This is a genomic window from Euzebyella marina (assembly GCF_014855515.1).
GTDB lineage: Bacteria > Bacteroidota > Bacteroidia > Flavobacteriales > Flavobacteriaceae > Euzebyella > Euzebyella marina.
On the sequence record NZ_JACYFK010000001.1, the window covers coordinates 472855 to 491289 of the forward strand.

Sequence of the window (18435 nt, forward strand, 5' to 3'; positions counted from 1 at the left end):
TTTGGCAAAAAGATAACAGCTGACTATAACCTTACTCTAACCAACTTTGGTAGTATTTGCCATCGTCGATGTCTAAGGCCGCTTGGGTAAGTTTGAGAGGTTTAAAGGTGTCTACCATAACGGCCAGCTCCTCCGTACCTTTTTTACCAATACTTGCTTCATAGGTTCCCGGATGCGGACCATGGGGGATGCCTGCCGGATGTAATGAAATATACCCCTTATCAATACCTTTTCTACTCATAAAATCACCATCAACATAATAGAGTACTTCATCGGAGTCGATATTGGAATGATTGTAAGGTGCCGGAATAGCTTCCGGATGATAATCGTACAATCTTGGGCAAAATGAACAAACCACGAAAGCCGATGTTTCAAAGGTCTGATGCACTGGAGGCGGTTGATGCACCCTACCGGTTATGGGCTCAAAATTGTGTATGGAAAAGCCGTATGGAAAGTTGTATCCGTCCCAACCGACCACATCGAACGGGTGTGTAGCGTAAACCATATAGTGTAACTGGCCCTGTTTCTTAACCTTCATTAAAAAATCGCCCTTCTCATCATGCGTATTCAAGTTCTGCGGAAGTTTAAAATCCCGCTCGCAGAATGGAGAATGTTCTAAATGCTGCCCGAACCAATTGCGGTATCTCTTGGGTGTATAGATCGGGTGGTAGCTTTCGGTAATGAGCAATCGGTTGTCTTCGCCATCAAAATGAATTTGATAAATCATTCCCCTCGGTATCAACAAATAATCGCCATATTCAAAGACTATTTCACCCATAAGGGTTTTTAAAGTGCCGCTTCCTTCATGAATAAAAATCAACTCATCGGCATCAGCATTCTTATAAAAATAATCGGTCATCGATTTTTTTGGGGCCGCCAATACGATGTGAACATCGTTATTGTATAGAACGGTCTTTCTGCTATCTAGATAATCATTCTCCGGTCTTACCTCAAGCCCCTTTAACAATCTCGATTTTATGTTATAATCAACAGCAGCTCGAGGTGCTACATCTAGCGTCTTAAGTACTTCTTTTACCTGCGTGGGTCGGTGCAGATGATAGAGAAGAGATGACATGCCATCAAAACCTATAGTTCCGAACAACTGTTCGTAATGTAAGCTGCCGTCAGCCTTTTTAAATTGAGTGTGCCGTTTTTTGGGTATAGATCCCAAGCGATGATAAAGGGGCATAATGTAGTTTTAAGTGAGTTCTTTAAAAATACGACAATTTTCATTCTTCCTTTCTGGGAAAGCCCTGAACATTGCCCATATACTTTTTGAATCAACAAATGATCGGTTAACGTACGGTGTTTGAAGTATCTAGCATTAATTTGCCGCTGTATGAAAAATGAAAATGAAGTGAATTCCAAGAAAATCAACGAACAAAAAACCGATAATAAATCGCCATCAGAAAATAGTGATGAAAATCGTCTGTTCTTGGTAAAAGGGGAACGGTTAGACTTTACTAACAGCAAGACCACTTCATACAAAAACAAGAATTTAGTAGGTACCAAAAATCTGATGGACAAAAAAAGCAAGCTATACAGCCAGGGTGGCGAAAGCAAGAACGGTCTTGAAAAATCGCAATCAAGGAAAGTAAAAAAGGGCTAACCAGATTATAAGTGAAATTATTCTGTATGAAAGAAATGAATGACTATGAAAAGAACAGAATCTAATACCACAGCAACAAGTACTATTACAAGAACAGTACATCAGAGAAAATCAACTTCTAGTTCCAAAACCGAAAAAACGAAGAAAAAGTTCTCTTGGAGAACCACAGCCGTCGTTTTTATATCAATTTTAATTGCTGCCGCATTGGTTCTGGTGGCTCAAGCATAACCGCAACGGGCATCTTCTAAAAACAAAAAAAGCCTTCCGATTTGGAAAGCCTTTCATTGGCCCATACCTAAAAAGGTTTTGGGTCACAACACAACGGAACAAATATAATAAAGCTTTTTAATTTTTGAGCGACTACGGCTTGCAAACTAAGTTTTGTGATTGAACGGCCTGACAATTAACCTCGCAGCCTTATCATAATTGATATAATTGTAGGCCCAGTTAAAAAATACGATAACCCTGTTTCGAAAGCCGACCAAAGCCATTAGATGAACGAACATCCAAACGAACCAAGCCAGAAATCCTGAAAATTTCACCTTGCTTAAATCGACTACAGCACGGTTTCTGCCAACAGTAGCCATGGTACCCTTATCATTATAAGTAAAGGGCTCAAGATTTTTACCTTCCAACAATCGATACAGGTTTTTGGCCAAATGCTCACCTTGTTGAATAGCTGGTTGCGCTACCTGCGGGTGCCCTTTTTTGAAAGCATCAGTTTCCATATAAGCAATATCGCCGATTGCAAAAATATTGGGATACCCCTCAATACGATTGTACCTATCAACCTTGAATCGGTTTAATTTTTCCACCAAGGCCTGACCGCTTAAACCTGGTATCGATGCCCCGGTCACCCCAGCTGCCCAAACCAAGTTTTTACATCTCATGGTCGTATCATCATTCAAAGTAACCGTTTCACCATCATAATCTTTCACTAAGGTCTTTAAATGAATCTGCACCCCCAGTTCTTGTAGAAAATCAGATGCCTTTTTAGAGGCATGCTCACTCATAGGCGGAAGAATTCTTTCGGCGCCTTCGAAAAGATGAATCTGCATTTCCTCTACATTCAAATGACGGTAATCTTTAGGGAACACGTTGCGTTTCAGTTCGGCCAAAGCACCTGAAAGCTCAACGCCGGTTGGCCCACCTCCCACTATACAAAAATTAAGAAGGGCCTTTCTTTCTTCTAATCTCTCACAATCATCTGCTTTTTCAAAATTTTGTAACATCAGGCTTCGAATGTTTAACGCCTGAGGCACGTTCTTCATAGGCATGGCGTTTTTGGCCAAATCTTGGTTTCCAAAAAAATTGGTCTTGGTACCCGTGGCGATAACCAAATAGTCATAGGTCAAATCACCAATTGAAGTATATACCTTTTGCATATCGGCATCAATACGTTCGACCTCTGCCAAGCGAAAGTGAAAATTGCTCAACCTTTTAAGAACTTTACGAATAGGGTAAGCGATTGAGTCGGGCTCTAATCCGCTGGTGGATACCTGATAAAGAAGAGGCTGAAAGGTATGGTAGTTATGCTTATCGATCATTACCAACTGAACGTTTAAATCTTTCAGTTTTTTGGCCAATGATATACCTGCAAATCCGCCCCCTATAATTACTAAACGTTTTTTGTCGGTTTGGGGTAGGTTCATATGATTTTTTATACAAATTTACACCTCGAAGAAAGAGTTATTGGCATTTTTAACGGGAAATAATAACTCTAATAATGAACATGAAACTTGCCCTTACCTTGCCCTGTCTTTAAGGTTTTAACAGATAATCTATTTGATAACCGAACGTACTTTATATATTTAGCGCTTATTTAATCGCTCAACCCAACCAATGACAAGATTAAGTTTCGCTGTATTACTGTTTATAGCTTGTAGCACAAGTACCCTTAAAGCTCAAAAGAAAGTATCGGACGAACCGAAAGGAACCGAGAACGTTGCTTACCAATGGGGCAAAATGGCTCTAGATGCCACTGCCTCGGATACTGAAAGATTCAAGCCCAGACCCACCATAACATCCCGTTATTTAGGTCTTATTTTCACCTCTATTTTCGATGCTTGGTCTCGGTACGATTCTTCTGCCGAGCCCGTTTATCTTACTGAAATCGATAGGAGGCCTGCTAATGAACAAACGCTAGAAAATAAAGAAATAGCCATCAGTTACGCAGCTTTCGGTGCTATGAAAGAATACTATTATTCCGACACCAAAATGTTTGAGAAATTGATGAAAAAATTAGGCCTAGACCCTAAGAATACATCATTAGACCCCAACACGCCCGAGGGCATTGGCAATCTGGCGGCAAAAGCCGTAATAGAAGCCAGAAAAAACGACGGAAGTAATCAATATGGTGAAGAAAAGGGATCAAATGGAAAACCTTATTTTGACTATACCAACTACGCTCCTATTAATACAGCGGACGAAAATACCGATATCAATCGTTGGCAGCCAAAATACTTTTCCGATGGAAAAGGCGGACAATATGCCCCTGGGTGTCTTACCCCCTTCTGGCAAAATGTTAAGCCGATGACCCTAAAGACGGCTGACCAATTTAGACCAGGCCCTCCGCCCATGGTCGGTTCCGAACAACTGAAGAACGAAGTAAAAGAAGTAATCGATTTACAAGCCAACCTTAGCGACGAAGACAAAGCTTTAGTCGAGTTCATGCGAGATGGGCCTCAATCGGTACAACAAGCGGGCCACTGGTTGAAGTTTGCTCAAGATGTTTCAAGACGTGACAACCATACCTTAGATGAAGATGTAAAAATGTATTTTCTAACGGAGATAGCCGCTATGGATGCCTTTATCGCATCTTGGGATTCTAAAATGTTTTACGACTACGCTAGACCCTACGCCCTGGTACATGACTATTATCAAAACCAAGTTATCAAAGCTTGGGGAGGCCCAGGAAAAGGAGTCATTGAAATGAAAGGGCAAGAGTGGCGGCCCTATTCGCCAGATGTCTTTTTATGCCCCCCTTTTCCCAGCTATACTTCGGGCCACAGCACGATTAGCGGTGCCTGTGCAGAAGTATTGAGGCTCTTTACAGGTAGCGATTTCTTTGGCGAGAAAGTTACATTGACACCAGGCTCCTATACCGAAACGGACAAAAAGTTTTTTGGCAAACAAGTCACCTTAGAGTTTCCAACATTTACCGAAACGGCCAATATGGCGGGTATTTCAAGGGTAATGGGTGGTTACCATATTCAGGCGGACAATGTTGCCGGGCTCGAATTGGGCAGAGATGTTGCTTCTGCCGCTTGGGATTTTTACAATGACCATTTAGGCAATTAAACTTCCGGTTGTGGTAAAGACTGATATCGGTAATCGGAGCCACATAGACTTGCTGGTCAGAACCTTTTACGGCAAGGTTAGAAAACATGCCACCTTAGGTCCGATTTTCAATAAAATCATTCTTGATTGGGAAGAGCACTTTGAAATACTTACCCATTTTTGGGAAGCACAATTATTTTTGAAGAGACAATACTTCGGCAATCCCATACAGGCGCATATTCATGTAGATAAAAAAGTGGGACACACCGTTCAATCAGAACATTTTGGGCAATGGCTGAACCTATGGTTCGAAACTATTGACGAACTTTTTGAAGGAGAAACTGCATTTATCGCCAAAAACAGGGCTCAAAAAATGAGCACGATGTTATACATTGAAATATTCAAGGCCCGCCATGACAGCACAAAACTTGACTAGATATTCGATGCTAATGCCACGATAATTAGACAGGCTTTTCGACCTTATTTTCATAAATTCGGGCACAAATTAGTCAGCATGAAAGTTCGTGAAAAGTTTCTTTTGATTTCATTTATTCTGGTAGCGCTTATCCTAGGTATTTCCTTTTTTTGGAAACCGATTCTTTGGGTTTTCATTCTCGTCGCCCCCCTTATTTTAATGGGTATTGTTGACATCACCCAAAAGAGACATACCATAAGAAGAAACTTTCCGGTCATTGGCAGGTTCAGGTATCTGCTGGAGTCAATCAGACCTGAGATCATGCAATATTTTGTAGAAACCGATACGGAAGGTAGACCGCTTAACCGTATTCTTCGCTCCCTTATTTATCGTAGAGCCAAAGGTGCCAATGATACCGAACCGTTCGGAACGCAAATGGACCTTTATCGTGCCGGATATGAGTGGATGGAACATTCGATGTACGCAAAGAACAATCCAAAAGAAATTGGGCGATTTCCACGGCTTACTATTGGTGGCAAAGATTGCAAGCAACCCTATTCATCAAGCCTTTTAAATATATCGGCAATGAGTTTTGGATCTTTGAGCAAAAATGCCGTCTTGGCCATGAACAAAGGTGCGCAAATGGGAAATTTTGCGCATAACACTGGTGAAGGTGGAATCAGTGATTATCATCTGGAAGGAGGTGGAGACCTCATTTGGCAAATCGGAACGGGGTATTTCGGATGTCGCAACGATGATGGCACTTTCAACGAAACCACCTTCAGGGAAAATGCCCTTCGCCCAGCGGTAAAAATGATTGAAATAAAATTATCGCAAGGGGCGAAACCTGGTCATGGCGGGATACTTCCTGCGGTAAAAAACACAGAAGAAATTGCTAAGATCAGACACATTAAACCCGGTATTGCGGTTCATTCGCCTCCATCGCATTCTGCATTTTCCAATCCCATTCAATTCATGCACTTCATTAAAAAACTGCGTGACCTATCAGATGGCAAGCCTATAGGTTTTAAACTATGTGTTGGCAGAAAACAAGAATTCATGGATTTTTGTGAGGCCATGATCTATACAGGTATCACACCTGATTTTATAACCGTTGATGGTGGTGAAGGTGGTACAGGTGCGGCCCCGGTAGAGTTCTCGAACACCATGGGCATGCCTTCACGCGAAGGTTTGGTATTTGTACACGACACTCTGGTCGGCTTCGGCCTTCGAAAAGAAATTAAGGTAATCGTTGCGGGCAAAATCATCTCAGGGTTTCACATGGCAAGGGCCATTGCGCTAGGCGCAGATGGTTGTAATAGCGCCCGGGCCATGATGTTGGCGGTAGGTTGCATACAAGCACTGCAATGCAACACCAATACGTGCCCGGTAGGGGTCGCTACCCAGAACAAATCACTTATGAAAGGGCTGGTAGTCAGTGATAAATCGGTAAGGGTCAAGAATTACCATGAGGCCACCATTCATAGTTTCCTTGAATTGGTTGCCGCTGCAGGACTAGACGGCCCTCAGGATCTTCGAAGGGAACATATCAGCAAGCGGGTAAGTATGTACAAGGTAGCGACTTACGATGAAATATATCCGTATATGCAAGAAGGCTGTCTTTTAAAGCTTTCAGACATACCTGATGAATACCAGCGCTTCTATAAATTAACGCGGATTATGTCTTGAGAGTGAATCAGTCGATAACCGATTTAGAGCAAGGGTTAAACTTTTGGCATTGCAGGCCAAAAGATGTAAATTCCTCTGCTTTTTATCCAAACCAGCTTATCAAAAGCATACCAAAATGAAACAAAATTCAAACAGAAGGTCTTTCTTAAAAAAGGCTGCCTTAGGATCGGCCGCCATTACCTCGGCGCCCACTATTTTAGCCTCATCAAGAGATGAGACTATTTGGCTGCAAAGACAACATCGTGAAAACAACTATTCTGCCAATGACCAAATTAATCTTGGTGTAATCGGCGTGGGCATTCAAGGTATTTACGACGCCAACGACGCCCTGACCGTTAATGGCTCAAAAGTGGTTGCCGCCTGTGATCTTTACACCGGTAGGTTAGACCGCGCCAAAGAATTATGGGGAAATGATATTTTCACCACTAGGGATTATAGGGCGTTATTGAACCAAAAAAATATCGATGCCGTTATTGTGGCTACTCCCGACCATTGGCATAAACAAATAACCATTGATGCTCTAAAGGCGGGCAAACATGTATACTGCGAAAAGCCGATGGTTCAAAAATGGGAAGAAGGGCAAGCTATCATAGATGCACAAAAATCGTCGGGAAAGCTTTGCCAAATCGGTAGTCAGGGTATGGCTTCTTTGGGCAATGAAAAGGCCAAACAACTATATGAGAAAGGTGCCATTGGCGACATCGTAATGCTCGATTTCTATAATGATCGTTACTCTGCCGAGGGTGCTTGGCAATATCCGATACCACCTGACGCCAATAAGCAGACCGTTGACTTTGACACCTTTTTGGGCAATGCCCCGAAAGTGCCATTTGAACCCAAGCGTTTTTTTAGATGGCGAAATTACAGGGATTACGGTACCGGGGTTGCAGGTGACCTTTTTGTACACGCCTTTTCTACCCTAAACCACGTTATCAGTTCTCACGGACCCAATCGCGCATTAGCAACGGGCGGACTTCGATATTGGAAAGATGGGCGCGATGTACCCGATGTAAGCATCACTCTTTACGACTATCCAAAAACGGAAACCCATGCTGCTTTTAACGCAGCCTTTCGTATTAATTTTATCGCCGGAAGTGGCGGTGGCGGTGGTTTTAAACTGATAGGCACAGAAGGTGAGATGGAAGTCGGCCAAAACTCGGTCACCCTAAAAAGGTCAAAGTTAGGCTTGGTACCGGCAGGGTATTCGATGGTGGCCTTCACCGAAGAAATGCAGAAAAAAATCAAAAAAGGTTATGAAGAGCAGAACCTAGAATCAAGGGCTTCTTCATTGAGTACGGGTACTACCACTTGGAAAGCGCCCAGCGATTACAAAGGTGGTAGACATGATCATTTTTCCAACTTCTTTGAAGCCATTCGTGGAAACGGAAAAGTAATTCAAGACCCTACCTTCGGTTTACGCGCCGCAGGCGCTGCCCTTTTGGCCAACGACAGCTATTATTCAAAAAAACCGGTGGACTGGAATCCAACGGAAATGAAAATTATATAACCCAAATACTTCAACAAAATGCTTATTACTAAAAAACGTCTCAAAAATGAAAAAATCAGCACCCTGCGCCAAAAGTCGCGCTTTCCGGTCAATTCAAGGTACGATTTGCATGTGTCTTATGTTATGGGCCACTATCACACAAGCGCAAATAAAGTTCCCGGTAGAAGTAGGAATGAAACCGGAGAGTCTTACCAAAGGGTTCAACGACAATTATTACGTAACCCTGATGAACGGCAAGGAGGAGGGCGATGGACAAATCGCAGAAATCTCAGAAGAAGGGGTAAAAATCTTCTCTAATGGCTTCGATGAGCCCAAAGGAATCGTTTTTTTAGATGGCCACCTCTACCTCTCAGACCTGAATAGAGTCTGGAAAGTTGACCAAAACGGAAAGGCTACGGTTTTTATCAAAAAAGAAGATTTTCCGAAGGAAGCGCTCTATTTAAACGATGTAGCCGTAGACTCCGAAAAAAAAGGAATTTATGTGGCCGATATGGGTGCCACGCAATACATGCGTGATGCCAATAACGATTTATGGCCTTTAGATAGTGAGGAAGCCAAGAAGATTCCGCAAGTAGGCCGAATCTATCATATTACGTTAGATGGAAAAATATCTATTGTGCAAGACGGCTCGCCCTTGATGCTAAACCCAAACGGGGTCGGTGTAGATAACCAGGGCAATATCATGGTAGGTGCCTTTTTCACCGGCAACTTTTTAGTAACCCGAAACGGAAAATTAACCCCTTTAAAGGGAACTTTCAGAGGTGCCGATGCCGTTGAACAAGATAGTAAAGGCAACTATTACGTAAGCAGTTGGGCACAGGCCAAAGTTTGGAAAATAGATGGCAAGACAGAGGAAGCCACTATTTTAATTGAAAATTTGCAATCTGCAGCCGATTTTCTTCTTGAGGAAGAAAACGGTCGTCTATTATTACCTGATATGCTGGCGGGAAAGATTTTAGAGGTACCTATCAATCCTTAGTCACAAAATTGATTGAAAAATAAAAGGCGCCATCAGGCGCCTTAGTTATTTTATGTTACTGTCTATCAATCATTGATTTTAAAGGTAATGACAGGTATTTTTGAATGATTGGCAATATCTTCGCCAATGCTTCCCATGAAAAAATGTGCAAGACCTCTCCGGCCATGGGTGGGTATGCCTATGGCATCGGCACCGTTCACCTCACTAAAGCCAAGAACGCCCTTTTCTACCGTATAATCATTGTAAATGGTTACTTCTTCGGCACTTTTTGCCTCATGTAAGAACTTATTGATTCTTTCGTAACAATCAGAAGTGCTCAAAAAGCTATCACCCGGAGTATTTACATAAACCAAATTCAATTCAGCCGATAACATCGAGGCAAAAGCCTTTGCCTGACTAAAGGCAGTCAGATTTTCAAGGCTAAAGTCGCAGGCAAAAACAAACCTTTTGATGTTAAAATCTTCCATTTCTCCTTTCACGACAATGACTGGTATGTCTGATGTTCGCACCACTTTTTCGGCGTTTGACCCAATAAATATCTCTGTAAGACCATCGGCACCATGAGAGCCCATTACCACGAGGCCCACCTCGTGTTCTTTGGCAATCTCGTTCACCTCGCTGAACACTTTATAGTGCTTAATGATTGGAGTGACCTTTACCTCGTTTAAAAAAGGTTTTTTCAAAAATTCATCAAACCTTTTTTCAGCCATTTTAATTAGAAACACAGTTTGTTCGGGATGATAATCTTCGGTGGAAGTAATCATTGCCTGATTGAGTTCTAGCATATGCAATGCCAATATTTCAAAACCATGTTTTTTAGCCAACGAAACAGCTACTTTCATAGCATATTCCGATTGCTGGGAAAAATCTACAGGAACTATTATTTTTTTCATAACCTTAGAATTTTGAGCTAATCATTAGCTTGTTTTACCAAAGTTAACCATACTCGTTACCAAAAAACATGACAATTCTCAGTATTAATGACTCAAAAGAAATCTTCTCTGGCCTTAATCATTACTTCGGACCAAACTTCTTTTCGTTCTCATTTGCCCTAAACCGCACAATTTTGCGGATCAGGTCATAAGGCATCTCTGCATCTAAAGGAAATTGCACCGAGCCCTTACCTTGCTTATAAATTGAAAGTTCGTCAGCAAATGCTTCGTGGCCTGTTGGGGTGGCGTAGAACCCGATATGATTCTTATAGCCTGCAAAATAAACAAGAGGTTTTCCAAACAATTTATATGCCGGCATGCCGTAAGCCATCGATTCTTCAGCATCAGGAACTTCCTGCTTGATCAAGCCTCTTATTTGGCCTAAAGCACTATGAACCTCCCCCTGAAAACTTTTCAGGTATTCTTCAACGGTGGTGGGCTTTTTATCTTCTTTTGATTTCATGAACGAATGATTTATAAATTAAAATCATAGGAATGTGGTGTCAAGCTATCGACTCCGCGTACTTTTTGAAGTTGTTCAATATAGCCTGCCATCCCTGCTCTTGCATTTCTAGAGGATTTTGATCTTCGGGTTCAAAGCTCTCGGTGACCTTAGTAACACCTTCATTTTCCTCGAATTTAACAGACACTTTTCTGCCATCATCTAAGGTATAATTCAACAGTTCAGGCGGATTGACTTCATCAAAGGTCCCGCCAAAATCAAATCCCATACTGCCATTTTTAGCTTCCATTCGAGAAGTAAAGCGACCACCGGTTCGCAGATCACTTTCAGCCTTTGGAGTATGCCAATCATCGGATGCAGAATTCCAATGGATAATATGCTCAGGTTGGGTCCAAAACTGCCAAACCTTTTCTTTATCAACCTCAACGGTCGTACCAATAGTTATCATCTTCATCTGTTATCAATTAAATTCTGCGTTATAATTAATCATCCAGTGAATACCGTACTTATCTATAAAGCTGCCAAAATAGTCTCCCCAAAATTGATCGGCCATGGGCATCTCAATTTCACCGCCTTTTGAAAGACCTTCAAAAATTCTATCGGCCTCATCTTTACTTTTGGGATGCAGCGAAATATAGTTGGTATTACCTTTATTCAGCTGGTGCCCCGCCGAAGGCATGATATCAGACCCCATTAAAACGGTACCACCGTCGAGAGGCAACGAAATGTGCATGGTTCTACTCTGCTCCGATGAGGGTAGATTCTCCGTTCCCGGAGCATCAGACATTTTCATATTGGCAGTGAATTCGCCGCCAAAGACTGACTTGTAAAATTTGAAGGCCTCTTCAGCTTGCCCATCAAAATTCAAATACGGATTAACTTTCATCTCATTTACGTTTTATAGTTAAGTATGTTTCTACTCTTTATTTTTCGACCACATAAGAAGTAAGCTTTTTGACCAGACTACCTTTGGCCCCTCTAAATTCATAAAAGTCGGCGAAGGCAAAAACATTACCCTTGTTCATTACCATGGTACCATTGACTGCCGCAGACCTGCCATGAGTAATTATGCTCTCTATTTTTAACTCTTTGGCGGTATATTCTTTCATTTTCAATAAGGCGGCTATAAAATTCTCCTTTCCTTCAATAATTTTGTCACCGACCATATCCCACACCACATCATCGGTCAGCTTATCATGAAAGTAGTCGACATCGGCTTCGGCAAAAGCCACATTAAATTCTTTTAGAAATTTCTTCTTTGGGGCATTATCGCAATCTGCCGGTGCAGTTATTTTCACCATTTTGGTTCTATTTAAGTTATGAGGCATCCTAGGTATAATTATGAACAATTCTCTCCATAGATAACTAGCAAAATCTTCTCATCCGCAGACATACACCCACCCCGTCAGTATTCCCTTGGGGAGCAAATCTAATTAGCACTCTTTCAAAGATAAGTTGCACAAAGCTGCTTCAAATAGGTGCATTACGCCAATTCAAAGGGTTGATTGCGACATTCTGGACAAGTCATACTTTTTCAGTGAAACCTCAAGCTCTCTAGCCATTCATCAGGTAACCGAACCGTAAAGACCGACTTGATGAGGTTGCTTTTTTAATCTAATTTTTGAGATTAATCTTTACCGGTTCCAGTTCGTTTCCATCACCATCAAGCACAAAAGGTTCAAAATCGGAATCATTTACCCAACCAGCTTTGGGTTGTTTGCCGGCCATAAAATCATGATAAAAATCTCGGCCATTGACGAAAGGGGCCTGTTCGTACAAATGACCGTAACCTTGCATTCTCAAATCGTCCTGTTCTTTTAGTTTCATCTCCATCTCAAAACGCAAGTCTGATTTTTCATCGGCATAACTTAAGTCGCTTGCCAAGTTGTTCATGCAAAAAGGGTCATCATTTAAATCATATAACTCTTCTTCTACTCTCTTTCCGAAATTCAATCGCCAGTAACGGGAATTTCCGTTTCTTCTCAATTTCAATATTTCGGTTTTGGTCGGGCTACCATCTGTATTCAAATAACCGGTCTCCGGATTTCCTTTGGGCCAACGATCAATTTCGTAATTCTTAATGTAGAGCATATTATTCTTATGTATCCCGCGAATAGGATAACCCACATCACGCGGTCGCCCAGTGTCATGTCTTTCCTTCCCCACCAAAACGAAATTACGCCAATCATCAATCTGTCCCGATTTTGAAGAGCCCAATATATTCAAGAGGCTCTTGCCTGCCGGAGGGTGCATTCCTGAGGTTTGCCAATCGATACCAGCGGCTTCTAAAAAAGTCGGGGCCAAATCAATAAAACTAATGTAATCTTCTACCTTTCTGTTCTTTTTATTCATGGCTTTTGGCCATTGAATGGCCATGGGCACATGATTGGCATTTTCATATTGGTCGCCTTTGACCCTTGGAAATGGCATTCCGTGATCGGAGGTTACCACTACCAACGTATTGTTCAATTGCCCTGATCTTTCAAGAGAATTCATAATTTTGACGATATGCTCATCAAAATTTTCAATTTCAAGGGCATAATCTAACAAGTCGGTACGTGTCACCTCATTATCGGGCCAATAAGGAGGGAAATCTTTGATCATATCCTCGGTCTTTCCTCCAATACGCTTTCCGGAACCATATTCATAACCCCGATGTGGTTCTAAACTACCGACCCAAAAGCTCCAAGGAGCATCTTTTGGGGCTCTCTGAAGGAAATTATCAAAATTGGCACTGTAGTCATTGCTTGAAATGCCACTGGTCAAAGGTTCTAATATCTCAGTGTTATAAGCTGGGCCAAGAACTTCACGCTCTTTTCCATCGGCGGTCAAGGTAATGGCAGGCGCGTAACCTTTTCCCGTAAAACCGATGGTATACCCGTTTTCTTGAAGTACTTCTTGATAAGTTTTAAACTTGGGCGGAAAATAGATAACGTGGTTCGCTGCAGCATCGAGCTGCCATGAATTTCTTCCGGTCATAAGTGAAGCGCGAGAAGGGGCGCATTTGGCATTAGGTGTATACGCTCGGTTGAAAAGCACTCCATTTTTAGCAATGGCATCAAAACCAGGGGTATTCACGTAGGTACTTCCGTAGGCGCTCATGTCCAGTCCGGCATCATCGAAAATAATGACAAGAATATTCGGTCTGGAGTTTTCTTGGGAATGAAGAAATACCGAAAAACTTATAAAAACCGAAAGAAGAAAAAATTTCATTTACTACAATATTAAAGAAACGAGAAGGCTAGATGAATTTGATAGTAAAGTAGAAAAATTATAGGAGCAAAATTTATCGAGATGTCAAAAAAATGTTACCTATACTAGCATTTCACCGTCTCTTTCTTTATAAAGTCATATTTTTGCCCGAACTCAATAAAATCTACAGAAACATGACTTTACTTTTGATGGCTGCTGGAAGCGGAAGCCGATATGGCAAACTAAAGCAATTCGATGATTTAGGTCCGAATGGTGAATTCCTTATGGAATTCGGTATCTCCGATGCCTTGAAAAATGGTTTTGACCATATTGTACTTATTACCAAAAAAGACAATGTCTCGTTTTTAGAAGATCATTTGAGAAACCGTTTGCCGGCCAATATTAAATTGGATGTTCTGGCCCAAGAAATTACTGATTTGCCAGATGGCTGTACTTTTGAAGGAGAACGCCAAAAACCTTGGGGTACCGCCCATGCGGTCTGGACGGCCAGAGACGTTATCAACGGTCCTTTTGCTGTTTTGAACGCAGATGACTTCTATGGTCAGCCGGCATACGAAAACGCCGCTAATTTTATGCGGGCGCATAAAGACGACAATACCTATGCCCTCGTGGGCTATACCTTAAAAAACACCTTATCAGAACATGGTTCCGTTTCTCGAGGTGTTTGTCAAGTTGATGGCGACAACCTTATTTCAGTTGATGAGCGTTTAAAACTAGAGGCAAAAGATGGTAAAGTTATAGATGAAGATTCTGGCAACGAATATACCGGAGAAGAGCATGTAAGCATGAACTTTTGGGTTTGCAAGCCTAGTATCTTCGAAAAAATTGAAAATGATTTTAGGGCTTTCTTGAACAGTAAAGATTTGGGTGCCAAAAGCGAGCTTTACATACCAAAGATTATTCAAGATATGCTACAGGCCGGTGAAATTAAGGTTAAAGTGGTTCCTTCGGGTGGCGATTGGTTCGGTGTTACCTATGCCAGCGACCGTGAGACCGCTGTATCTTATTTACAAAAAAAGACCAACGCCGGAAAATACAGTTCGCCGCTTTGGCCTAACGAATGAGTAATTATAAAGAAGAGCAACTCAATAACTTATTAACAAAATTCTCGGTACCCGAGAAGCCCTATCGATTCAAGCCGTTGACCGACGGCTTGATCAACGATACTTATTTAGTTTCTGAAAATCGAACTCCGCTCTATATCTTACAGCGGATCAACCATAAAGTCTTCACCAACGTAGCCGAGTTAATGAACAATGTTCAAGATGCTTTTGAACATTTGAACGATGACCATTACCAACAGATAACCCTTGTCAAAACTTTAACCGGAGAGAGTTATCTTTCTACCGAAGATAAGGAGAAGGCATATTGGCGGGTGATGACGTACATTGATGGCAGCACTGCCTACAACACTACTACGGAGTCTGAAATAGCTTTTGAAGCAGGTAAGGTTATTGCTAAATTTAATATGCTTCTACTCAGCGCCCAGTTAGACAAATATGTTGATACCATACCTCAATTTCATGATTTAAAGCTGCGGACCTCTCAATTCCAAGAAGCTTTAGAACATGCGCCTAAAGAAAAACTATCGATGGCCGCAAATGCCATTTCGTTCTCGCATAAAGTCATCGAAAAATTACGAGATGTAAATGTGGCCGAACTTCCTGACCGCATTTGCCATAACGATACTAAATTGAACAACATCCTTTTTTCCAAGGAAACAAAAAAGGCACTTTGTCTAATTGATTTAGACACGTTAATGAAGGGTAAATTTATGTACGATTTTGGGGATGCCGTGCGAACCATCGTTAACACCGCCCCCGAAGATGAGATAGATCATGACCAAATTGTTTTTGAAAAGGAGCTCTTCTCTTCCTTTGTAAAAGGGCTGGCAGCCAATGGACCATTTTTGAGCCAAAAGGAAGTTGAAACCTTACCATGGGGTGCCGTTTTAATGCCATTTCTTCACGGCCTAAGAGCCCTCACCGACTACTTGAACGGCGACGTATATTATAAAGTGGCCTATAAAAACCAAAACCTTGACCGTAGTCTTAGCCTTTTGAATTTCACCGAAAAAGCGTTGGCTCATTTTGCATTTATGAGCGATACAATCAACGCGACCATTGTCCCAAAAAATTAAATAACCCTTGCTTTTTATTTAGGTGAACCTCCGGTATAGGGCCCCTTCGTCTGTATCAACTATATCTTTAACTCATTAGAATTTTTATGTCTTAAAGCTTCCTTAACGAAGTTAGGATGGCGTATGACACCCTATACCTTTGTTTGAAACATAAAATCCTAAATTTTAAAACATGAAAAAAATTGCAAAGCATATGGGTCTTTTAATCTGCCTTACCTTGGTGGCGGTTTCTTGTAGTAAAGACAACGACCCTACAGACGACAATCTTTTTGTTGGCACCTACAATGGTAGCGTTAGCTATTCCGAACCGGATACCGAAACTGAGATTTCAACTGATGATGGCCGAGTGACGGTTGTGAAAGTAGGCGACAATTATCGATTTGACTTTTCCAATGGAATACCAAGTATCAATGGTGTAACTATGGAAAAAAACCAGAATATCTTGGTGAACAGCTCAGGAACCATAAAAATTGATGAAGGTGAATTAATTATTGCTTTTATCGAAGGTGGTGAAACTTGGGGTGCCAATTGTACCCGATAGTACGGCGACTTCCAATTCTTTTAATTTAAATAAAAAATTATGCATAATTCTGATAACCAAAGCATTTTCAATCGCTTGGAAGCCCTATTTGCCCAACTCTTTTCGGCTGAAAGGGTCTACGGCACTCTCGTAACTTCTGATAGACACCCTAGTAAAAGGGATTATTTCAAACACAGATACTTTCAGTACAGCTCTTTTGCAGCCATCTTAAAGCACGAAATATTGGCCGTAACCGATCAAGTAGCATCGCCTGATGTACCAAAAACTGACAGGTTGATTTTTAATGATTTAGAAAATTCGCTACTGGAAAGGCCTTTGACTGGCACCGAAGTGGATGAACTAATCGTTAAAGCTGAAAAAAAACTGATTTTAAAATATCAAGAGCTTTTGGCCTACACCGATTTGCCCAATACCACCAATGCCATTCTTCAATCTCAGGCGGAAGAACTTAATAATGAATGGCAAAAGCTGAAATCGAATCTGGAAATAGAAATTCATCAAGACAATAGTTTATCAGCTTTATAAAGACAACTATGTTGTAGTAAACTTTATCATCTCCTTAACGGAGAACACCGTGTCACCGGTCTATTATTGATTAATTTTGTTATTCAAAACAGTTGGTGAACATGAAGCAGCATAGAAAAGATTTTATTCCTTACTCAATACTGGAGCTCGCTACCATTGGTTCGGGCTTCTCAGTTTCTGAGGTTTTTAAGAATAGTTTGAATTTGGCACAAAAAGCGGAGTCTTTCGGCTATAATCGCTTTTGGTTGGCAGAGCACCATAACATGGTGAGTATCGCCAGTGCCGCCACTTCTGTATTGATAGGTCATATTGCCGGTGGTACCAATCAATTGAGAGTCGGTTCCGGTGGTATTATGCTACCCAACCATTCGTCTATGCTGATTGCGGAGCAATTTGCCACACTCAGTGCTCTTTACCCTGATCGCATCGACCTCGGTTTAGGAAGGGCCCCAGGCACCGATCAGACCACTGCTCAGGCCATTAGGCCCGACCGTATGCAAGCCGTCTACCGTTTTCCTGAAGAGCTTCGTTCTATTCAACAGTATTTTTCTGCAGAAAATAAAAACAATAAAGTGAGGGTGCCCATTGCCGAGGGCGTAGATTTACCTATTTATATTCTGGGATCAAGTACCGATAGTGCCTATTTGGCCGCAAAAGAAGGCCTACCTTATGTGTTTGCCAGTCATTTTGCCCCTACACACCTATTCAAGGCCCTTACTATTTACAACAATAACTTTCAGCCTTCGGCATACCTTGAAGAACCTTATACTATGGCATGTGTAAATGTTCTTGCCGCCGATACCGAAGAGGAAGCTGAACGCATGTCTACTTCAAGCATAAGAATGATTGTAGGTGTTCTCACCGGACAAATTGATTATTTACAGCCTCCTACCGAGATGACACCACAGCTCAAACAAATAGCTGTGGATCCCGCCTTACAGCGCATGATGAAATTTTCTTTTATAGGTAATAAAGAGACGGTCAAGGAAAAAACCGTTAAGTTTTTAGAGGACACCGGAGTCAATGAAATCATGGTCGCCTCTCATATTTATGACCCAATAGCAAGAATAAATTCCTATCGTCTTTTTGCTGAAATAATGGAAGAGATAGCGGAATCAAGATGTATGGCTTCCAATTGATTTA

General features: G+C 41.6%; 20 protein-coding genes. 12 read left to right on the plus strand and 8 right to left on the minus strand.

What is annotated here, in order from left to right:
• Window positions 1-31: 31 nt before the first annotated feature.
• Window positions 32-1189, minus strand: a complete 1158-nt coding sequence (locus IL356_RS01885) for a homogentisate 1,2-dioxygenase (RefSeq protein WP_121847480.1) — start codon at window positions 1187-1189, stop codon at window positions 32-34.
• A 150-nt stretch (window positions 1190-1339) separates the two neighbouring features.
• On the opposite strand from IL356_RS01885, the gene IL356_RS01890 reads away from it, so the two are divergent.
• Both IL356_RS01890 and IL356_RS01895 read left to right on the plus strand, forming a co-directional pair.
• The gene (locus IL356_RS01890; protein ID WP_121847479.1) at window positions 1340-1609 is read left to right on the plus strand and encodes a hypothetical protein; all 270 of its coding nucleotides are present in this window, start codon (window positions 1340-1342) and stop codon (window positions 1607-1609) included.
• A gap of 45 nt (window positions 1610-1654) precedes the next feature.
• Window positions 1655-1837 carry a hypothetical protein gene (locus IL356_RS01895; protein WP_162987791.1) on the plus strand — a complete coding sequence of 61 codons (183 nt, stop codon included), beginning with the start codon at window positions 1655-1657 and terminating at the stop codon, window positions 1835-1837.
• Between the two features lie 146 nt (window positions 1838-1983).
• Here the strand turns inward: IL356_RS01895 and IL356_RS01900 are convergent, their stop codons facing one another.
• Entirely contained in the window at window positions 1984-3261 is a 1278-nt protein-coding gene (locus IL356_RS01900) for an NAD(P)/FAD-dependent oxidoreductase (RefSeq protein ID WP_121847478.1), read from the minus strand.
• Window positions 3262-3451: 190 nt separating this feature from the next.
• Here IL356_RS01900 and IL356_RS01905 point away from each other — a divergent pair, with 190 nt between their 5' ends.
• The 5 genes from IL356_RS01905 to IL356_RS01925 all read left to right on the plus strand — a co-directional run bounded on the left by IL356_RS01905 (window position 3452) and on the right by IL356_RS01925 (window position 9478).
• A complete protein-coding gene (locus IL356_RS01905) occupies window positions 3452-4909 on the plus strand; it encodes a vanadium-dependent haloperoxidase (protein WP_121847477.1) in 1458 nt (485 codons plus the stop codon).
• Window positions 4910-4919: 10 nt separating this feature from the next.
• Complete coding sequence (locus IL356_RS01910; RefSeq protein ID WP_121847476.1) at window positions 4920-5324, plus strand: group III truncated hemoglobin; 405 nt, start codon at window positions 4920-4922, stop codon at window positions 5322-5324.
• Between the two features lie 78 nt (window positions 5325-5402).
• Window positions 5403-6992 (plus strand): FMN-binding glutamate synthase family protein, encoded by a 1590-nt coding sequence (locus tag IL356_RS01915; protein WP_121847475.1) that lies wholly within the window; start codon window positions 5403-5405, stop codon window positions 6990-6992.
• A gap of 115 nt (window positions 6993-7107) precedes the next feature.
• A complete protein-coding gene (locus tag IL356_RS01920) occupies window positions 7108-8499 on the plus strand; it encodes a Gfo/Idh/MocA family protein (protein ID WP_121847474.1) in 1392 nt (463 codons plus the stop codon).
• Window positions 8500-8545: 46 nt separating this feature from the next.
• Window positions 8546-9478, plus strand: coding sequence for an SMP-30/gluconolactonase/LRE family protein (locus tag IL356_RS01925; protein ID WP_205601268.1), 933 nt, complete (start codon window positions 8546-8548; stop codon window positions 9476-9478).
• A 65-nt stretch (window positions 9479-9543) separates the two neighbouring features.
• Here IL356_RS01925 and IL356_RS01930 read toward each other — a convergent pair whose 3' ends face one another.
• The 6 genes from IL356_RS01930 to IL356_RS01955 form a co-directional block, all read right to left on the minus strand.
• Window positions 9544-10371 carry a universal stress protein gene (locus tag IL356_RS01930; protein WP_121847473.1) on the minus strand — a complete coding sequence of 276 codons (828 nt, stop codon included), beginning with the start codon at window positions 10369-10371 and terminating at the stop codon, window positions 9544-9546.
• A gap of 121 nt (window positions 10372-10492) precedes the next feature.
• Complete coding sequence (locus IL356_RS01935; protein WP_121847472.1) at window positions 10493-10873, minus strand: iron chaperone; 381 nt, start codon at window positions 10871-10873, stop codon at window positions 10493-10495.
• A gap of 40 nt (window positions 10874-10913) precedes the next feature.
• A complete protein-coding gene (locus IL356_RS01940; protein ID WP_121847471.1) occupies window positions 10914-11327 on the minus strand; it encodes an SRPBCC family protein in 414 nt (137 codons plus the stop codon).
• Between the two features lie 6 nt (window positions 11328-11333).
• A complete protein-coding gene (locus tag IL356_RS01945; RefSeq protein WP_121847470.1) occupies window positions 11334-11759 on the minus strand; it encodes a VOC family protein in 426 nt (141 codons plus the stop codon).
• Window positions 11760-11796: 37 nt separating this feature from the next.
• Complete coding sequence (locus tag IL356_RS01950; protein ID WP_121850575.1) at window positions 11797-12174, minus strand: nuclear transport factor 2 family protein; 378 nt, start codon at window positions 12172-12174, stop codon at window positions 11797-11799.
• Window positions 12175-12487: 313 nt separating this feature from the next.
• Window positions 12488-14086 carry a sulfatase family protein gene (locus IL356_RS01955; RefSeq protein WP_121847469.1) on the minus strand — a complete coding sequence of 533 codons (1599 nt, stop codon included), beginning with the start codon at window positions 14084-14086 and terminating at the stop codon, window positions 12488-12490.
• A gap of 173 nt (window positions 14087-14259) precedes the next feature.
• On the opposite strand from IL356_RS01955, the gene IL356_RS01960 reads away from it, so the two are divergent.
• From IL356_RS01960 to IL356_RS01980, 5 genes are all read left to right on the plus strand, one after another.
• Window positions 14260-15150: a nucleotidyltransferase family protein gene (locus IL356_RS01960; RefSeq protein WP_121850574.1), complete on the plus strand. Its 891-nt coding sequence runs from the start codon at window positions 14260-14262 to the stop codon at window positions 15148-15150.
• Window positions 15147-16226 (plus strand): phosphotransferase enzyme family protein, encoded by a 1080-nt coding sequence (locus IL356_RS01965; RefSeq protein WP_121847468.1) that lies wholly within the window; start codon window positions 15147-15149, stop codon window positions 16224-16226. Before IL356_RS01960 ends, IL356_RS01965 begins: the two co-directional genes overlap by 4 nt.
• A 172-nt stretch (window positions 16227-16398) precedes the next feature.
• Window positions 16399-16767 (plus strand): hypothetical protein, encoded by a 369-nt coding sequence (locus tag IL356_RS01970; protein ID WP_121847467.1) that lies wholly within the window; start codon window positions 16399-16401, stop codon window positions 16765-16767.
• Window positions 16768-16806: 39 nt separating this feature from the next.
• Window positions 16807-17292, plus strand: coding sequence for a hypothetical protein (locus IL356_RS01975; protein ID WP_121847466.1), 486 nt, complete (start codon window positions 16807-16809; stop codon window positions 17290-17292).
• A 101-nt stretch (window positions 17293-17393) separates the two neighbouring features.
• Window positions 17394-18431: an LLM class flavin-dependent oxidoreductase gene (locus tag IL356_RS01980; RefSeq protein WP_121847465.1), complete on the plus strand. Its 1038-nt coding sequence runs from the start codon at window positions 17394-17396 to the stop codon at window positions 18429-18431.
• Window positions 18432-18435 lie beyond the last annotated feature (4 nt).

What these genes read in the sequence shown, in the direction of transcription:
- IL356_RS01890 (WP_121847479.1), top strand. Translation starts at nt 1,340, where the DNA reads ATGAAAAATGAAAATGAAGTGAATTCCAAGAAAATCAACGAACAAAAA.
- IL356_RS01970 (WP_121847467.1), top strand. Translation starts at nt 16,399, where the DNA reads ATGAAAAAAATTGCAAAGCATATGGGTCTTTTAATCTGCCTTACCTTG.
- IL356_RS01930 (WP_121847473.1), bottom strand. Translation starts at nt 10,371, where the DNA reads ATGAAAAAAATAATAGTTCCTGTAGATTTTTCCCAGCAATCGGAATAT.
- IL356_RS01945 (WP_121847470.1), bottom strand. Translation starts at nt 11,759, where the DNA reads ATGAAAGTTAATCCGTATTTGAATTTTGATGGGCAAGCTGAAGAGGCC.
- IL356_RS01975 (WP_121847466.1), top strand. Translation starts at nt 16,807, where the DNA reads ATGCATAATTCTGATAACCAAAGCATTTTCAATCGCTTGGAAGCCCTA.
- IL356_RS01905 (WP_121847477.1), top strand. Translation starts at nt 3,452, where the DNA reads ATGACAAGATTAAGTTTCGCTGTATTACTGTTTATAGCTTGTAGCACA.
- IL356_RS01980 (WP_121847465.1), top strand. Translation starts at nt 17,394, where the DNA reads ATGAAGCAGCATAGAAAAGATTTTATTCCTTACTCAATACTGGAGCTC.
- IL356_RS01965 (WP_121847468.1), top strand. Translation starts at nt 15,147, where the DNA reads ATGAGTAATTATAAAGAAGAGCAACTCAATAACTTATTAACAAAATTC.
- IL356_RS01895 (WP_162987791.1), top strand. Translation starts at nt 1,655, where the DNA reads ATGAAAAGAACAGAATCTAATACCACAGCAACAAGTACTATTACAAGA.
- IL356_RS01925 (WP_205601268.1), top strand. Translation starts at nt 8,546, where the DNA reads ATGAAAAAATCAGCACCCTGCGCCAAAAGTCGCGCTTTCCGGTCAATT.
- IL356_RS01900 (WP_121847478.1), bottom strand. Translation starts at nt 3,261, where the DNA reads ATGAACCTACCCCAAACCGACAAAAAACGTTTAGTAATTATAGGGGGC.
- IL356_RS01940 (WP_121847471.1), bottom strand. Translation starts at nt 11,327, where the DNA reads ATGAAGATGATAACTATTGGTACGACCGTTGAGGTTGATAAAGAAAAG.
- IL356_RS01935 (WP_121847472.1), bottom strand. Translation starts at nt 10,873, where the DNA reads ATGAAATCAAAAGAAGATAAAAAGCCCACCACCGTTGAAGAATACCTG.
- IL356_RS01960 (WP_121850574.1), top strand. Translation starts at nt 14,260, where the DNA reads ATGACTTTACTTTTGATGGCTGCTGGAAGCGGAAGCCGATATGGCAAA.
- IL356_RS01955 (WP_121847469.1), bottom strand. Translation starts at nt 14,086, where the DNA reads ATGAAATTTTTTCTTCTTTCGGTTTTTATAAGTTTTTCGGTATTTCTT.
- IL356_RS01915 (WP_121847475.1), top strand. Translation starts at nt 5,403, where the DNA reads ATGAAAGTTCGTGAAAAGTTTCTTTTGATTTCATTTATTCTGGTAGCG.
- IL356_RS01950 (WP_121850575.1), bottom strand. Translation starts at nt 12,174, where the DNA reads ATGGTGAAAATAACTGCACCGGCAGATTGCGATAATGCCCCAAAGAAG.
- IL356_RS01885 (WP_121847480.1), bottom strand. Translation starts at nt 1,189, where the DNA reads ATGCCCCTTTATCATCGCTTGGGATCTATACCCAAAAAACGGCACACT.
- IL356_RS01920 (WP_121847474.1), top strand. Translation starts at nt 7,108, where the DNA reads ATGAAACAAAATTCAAACAGAAGGTCTTTCTTAAAAAAGGCTGCCTTA.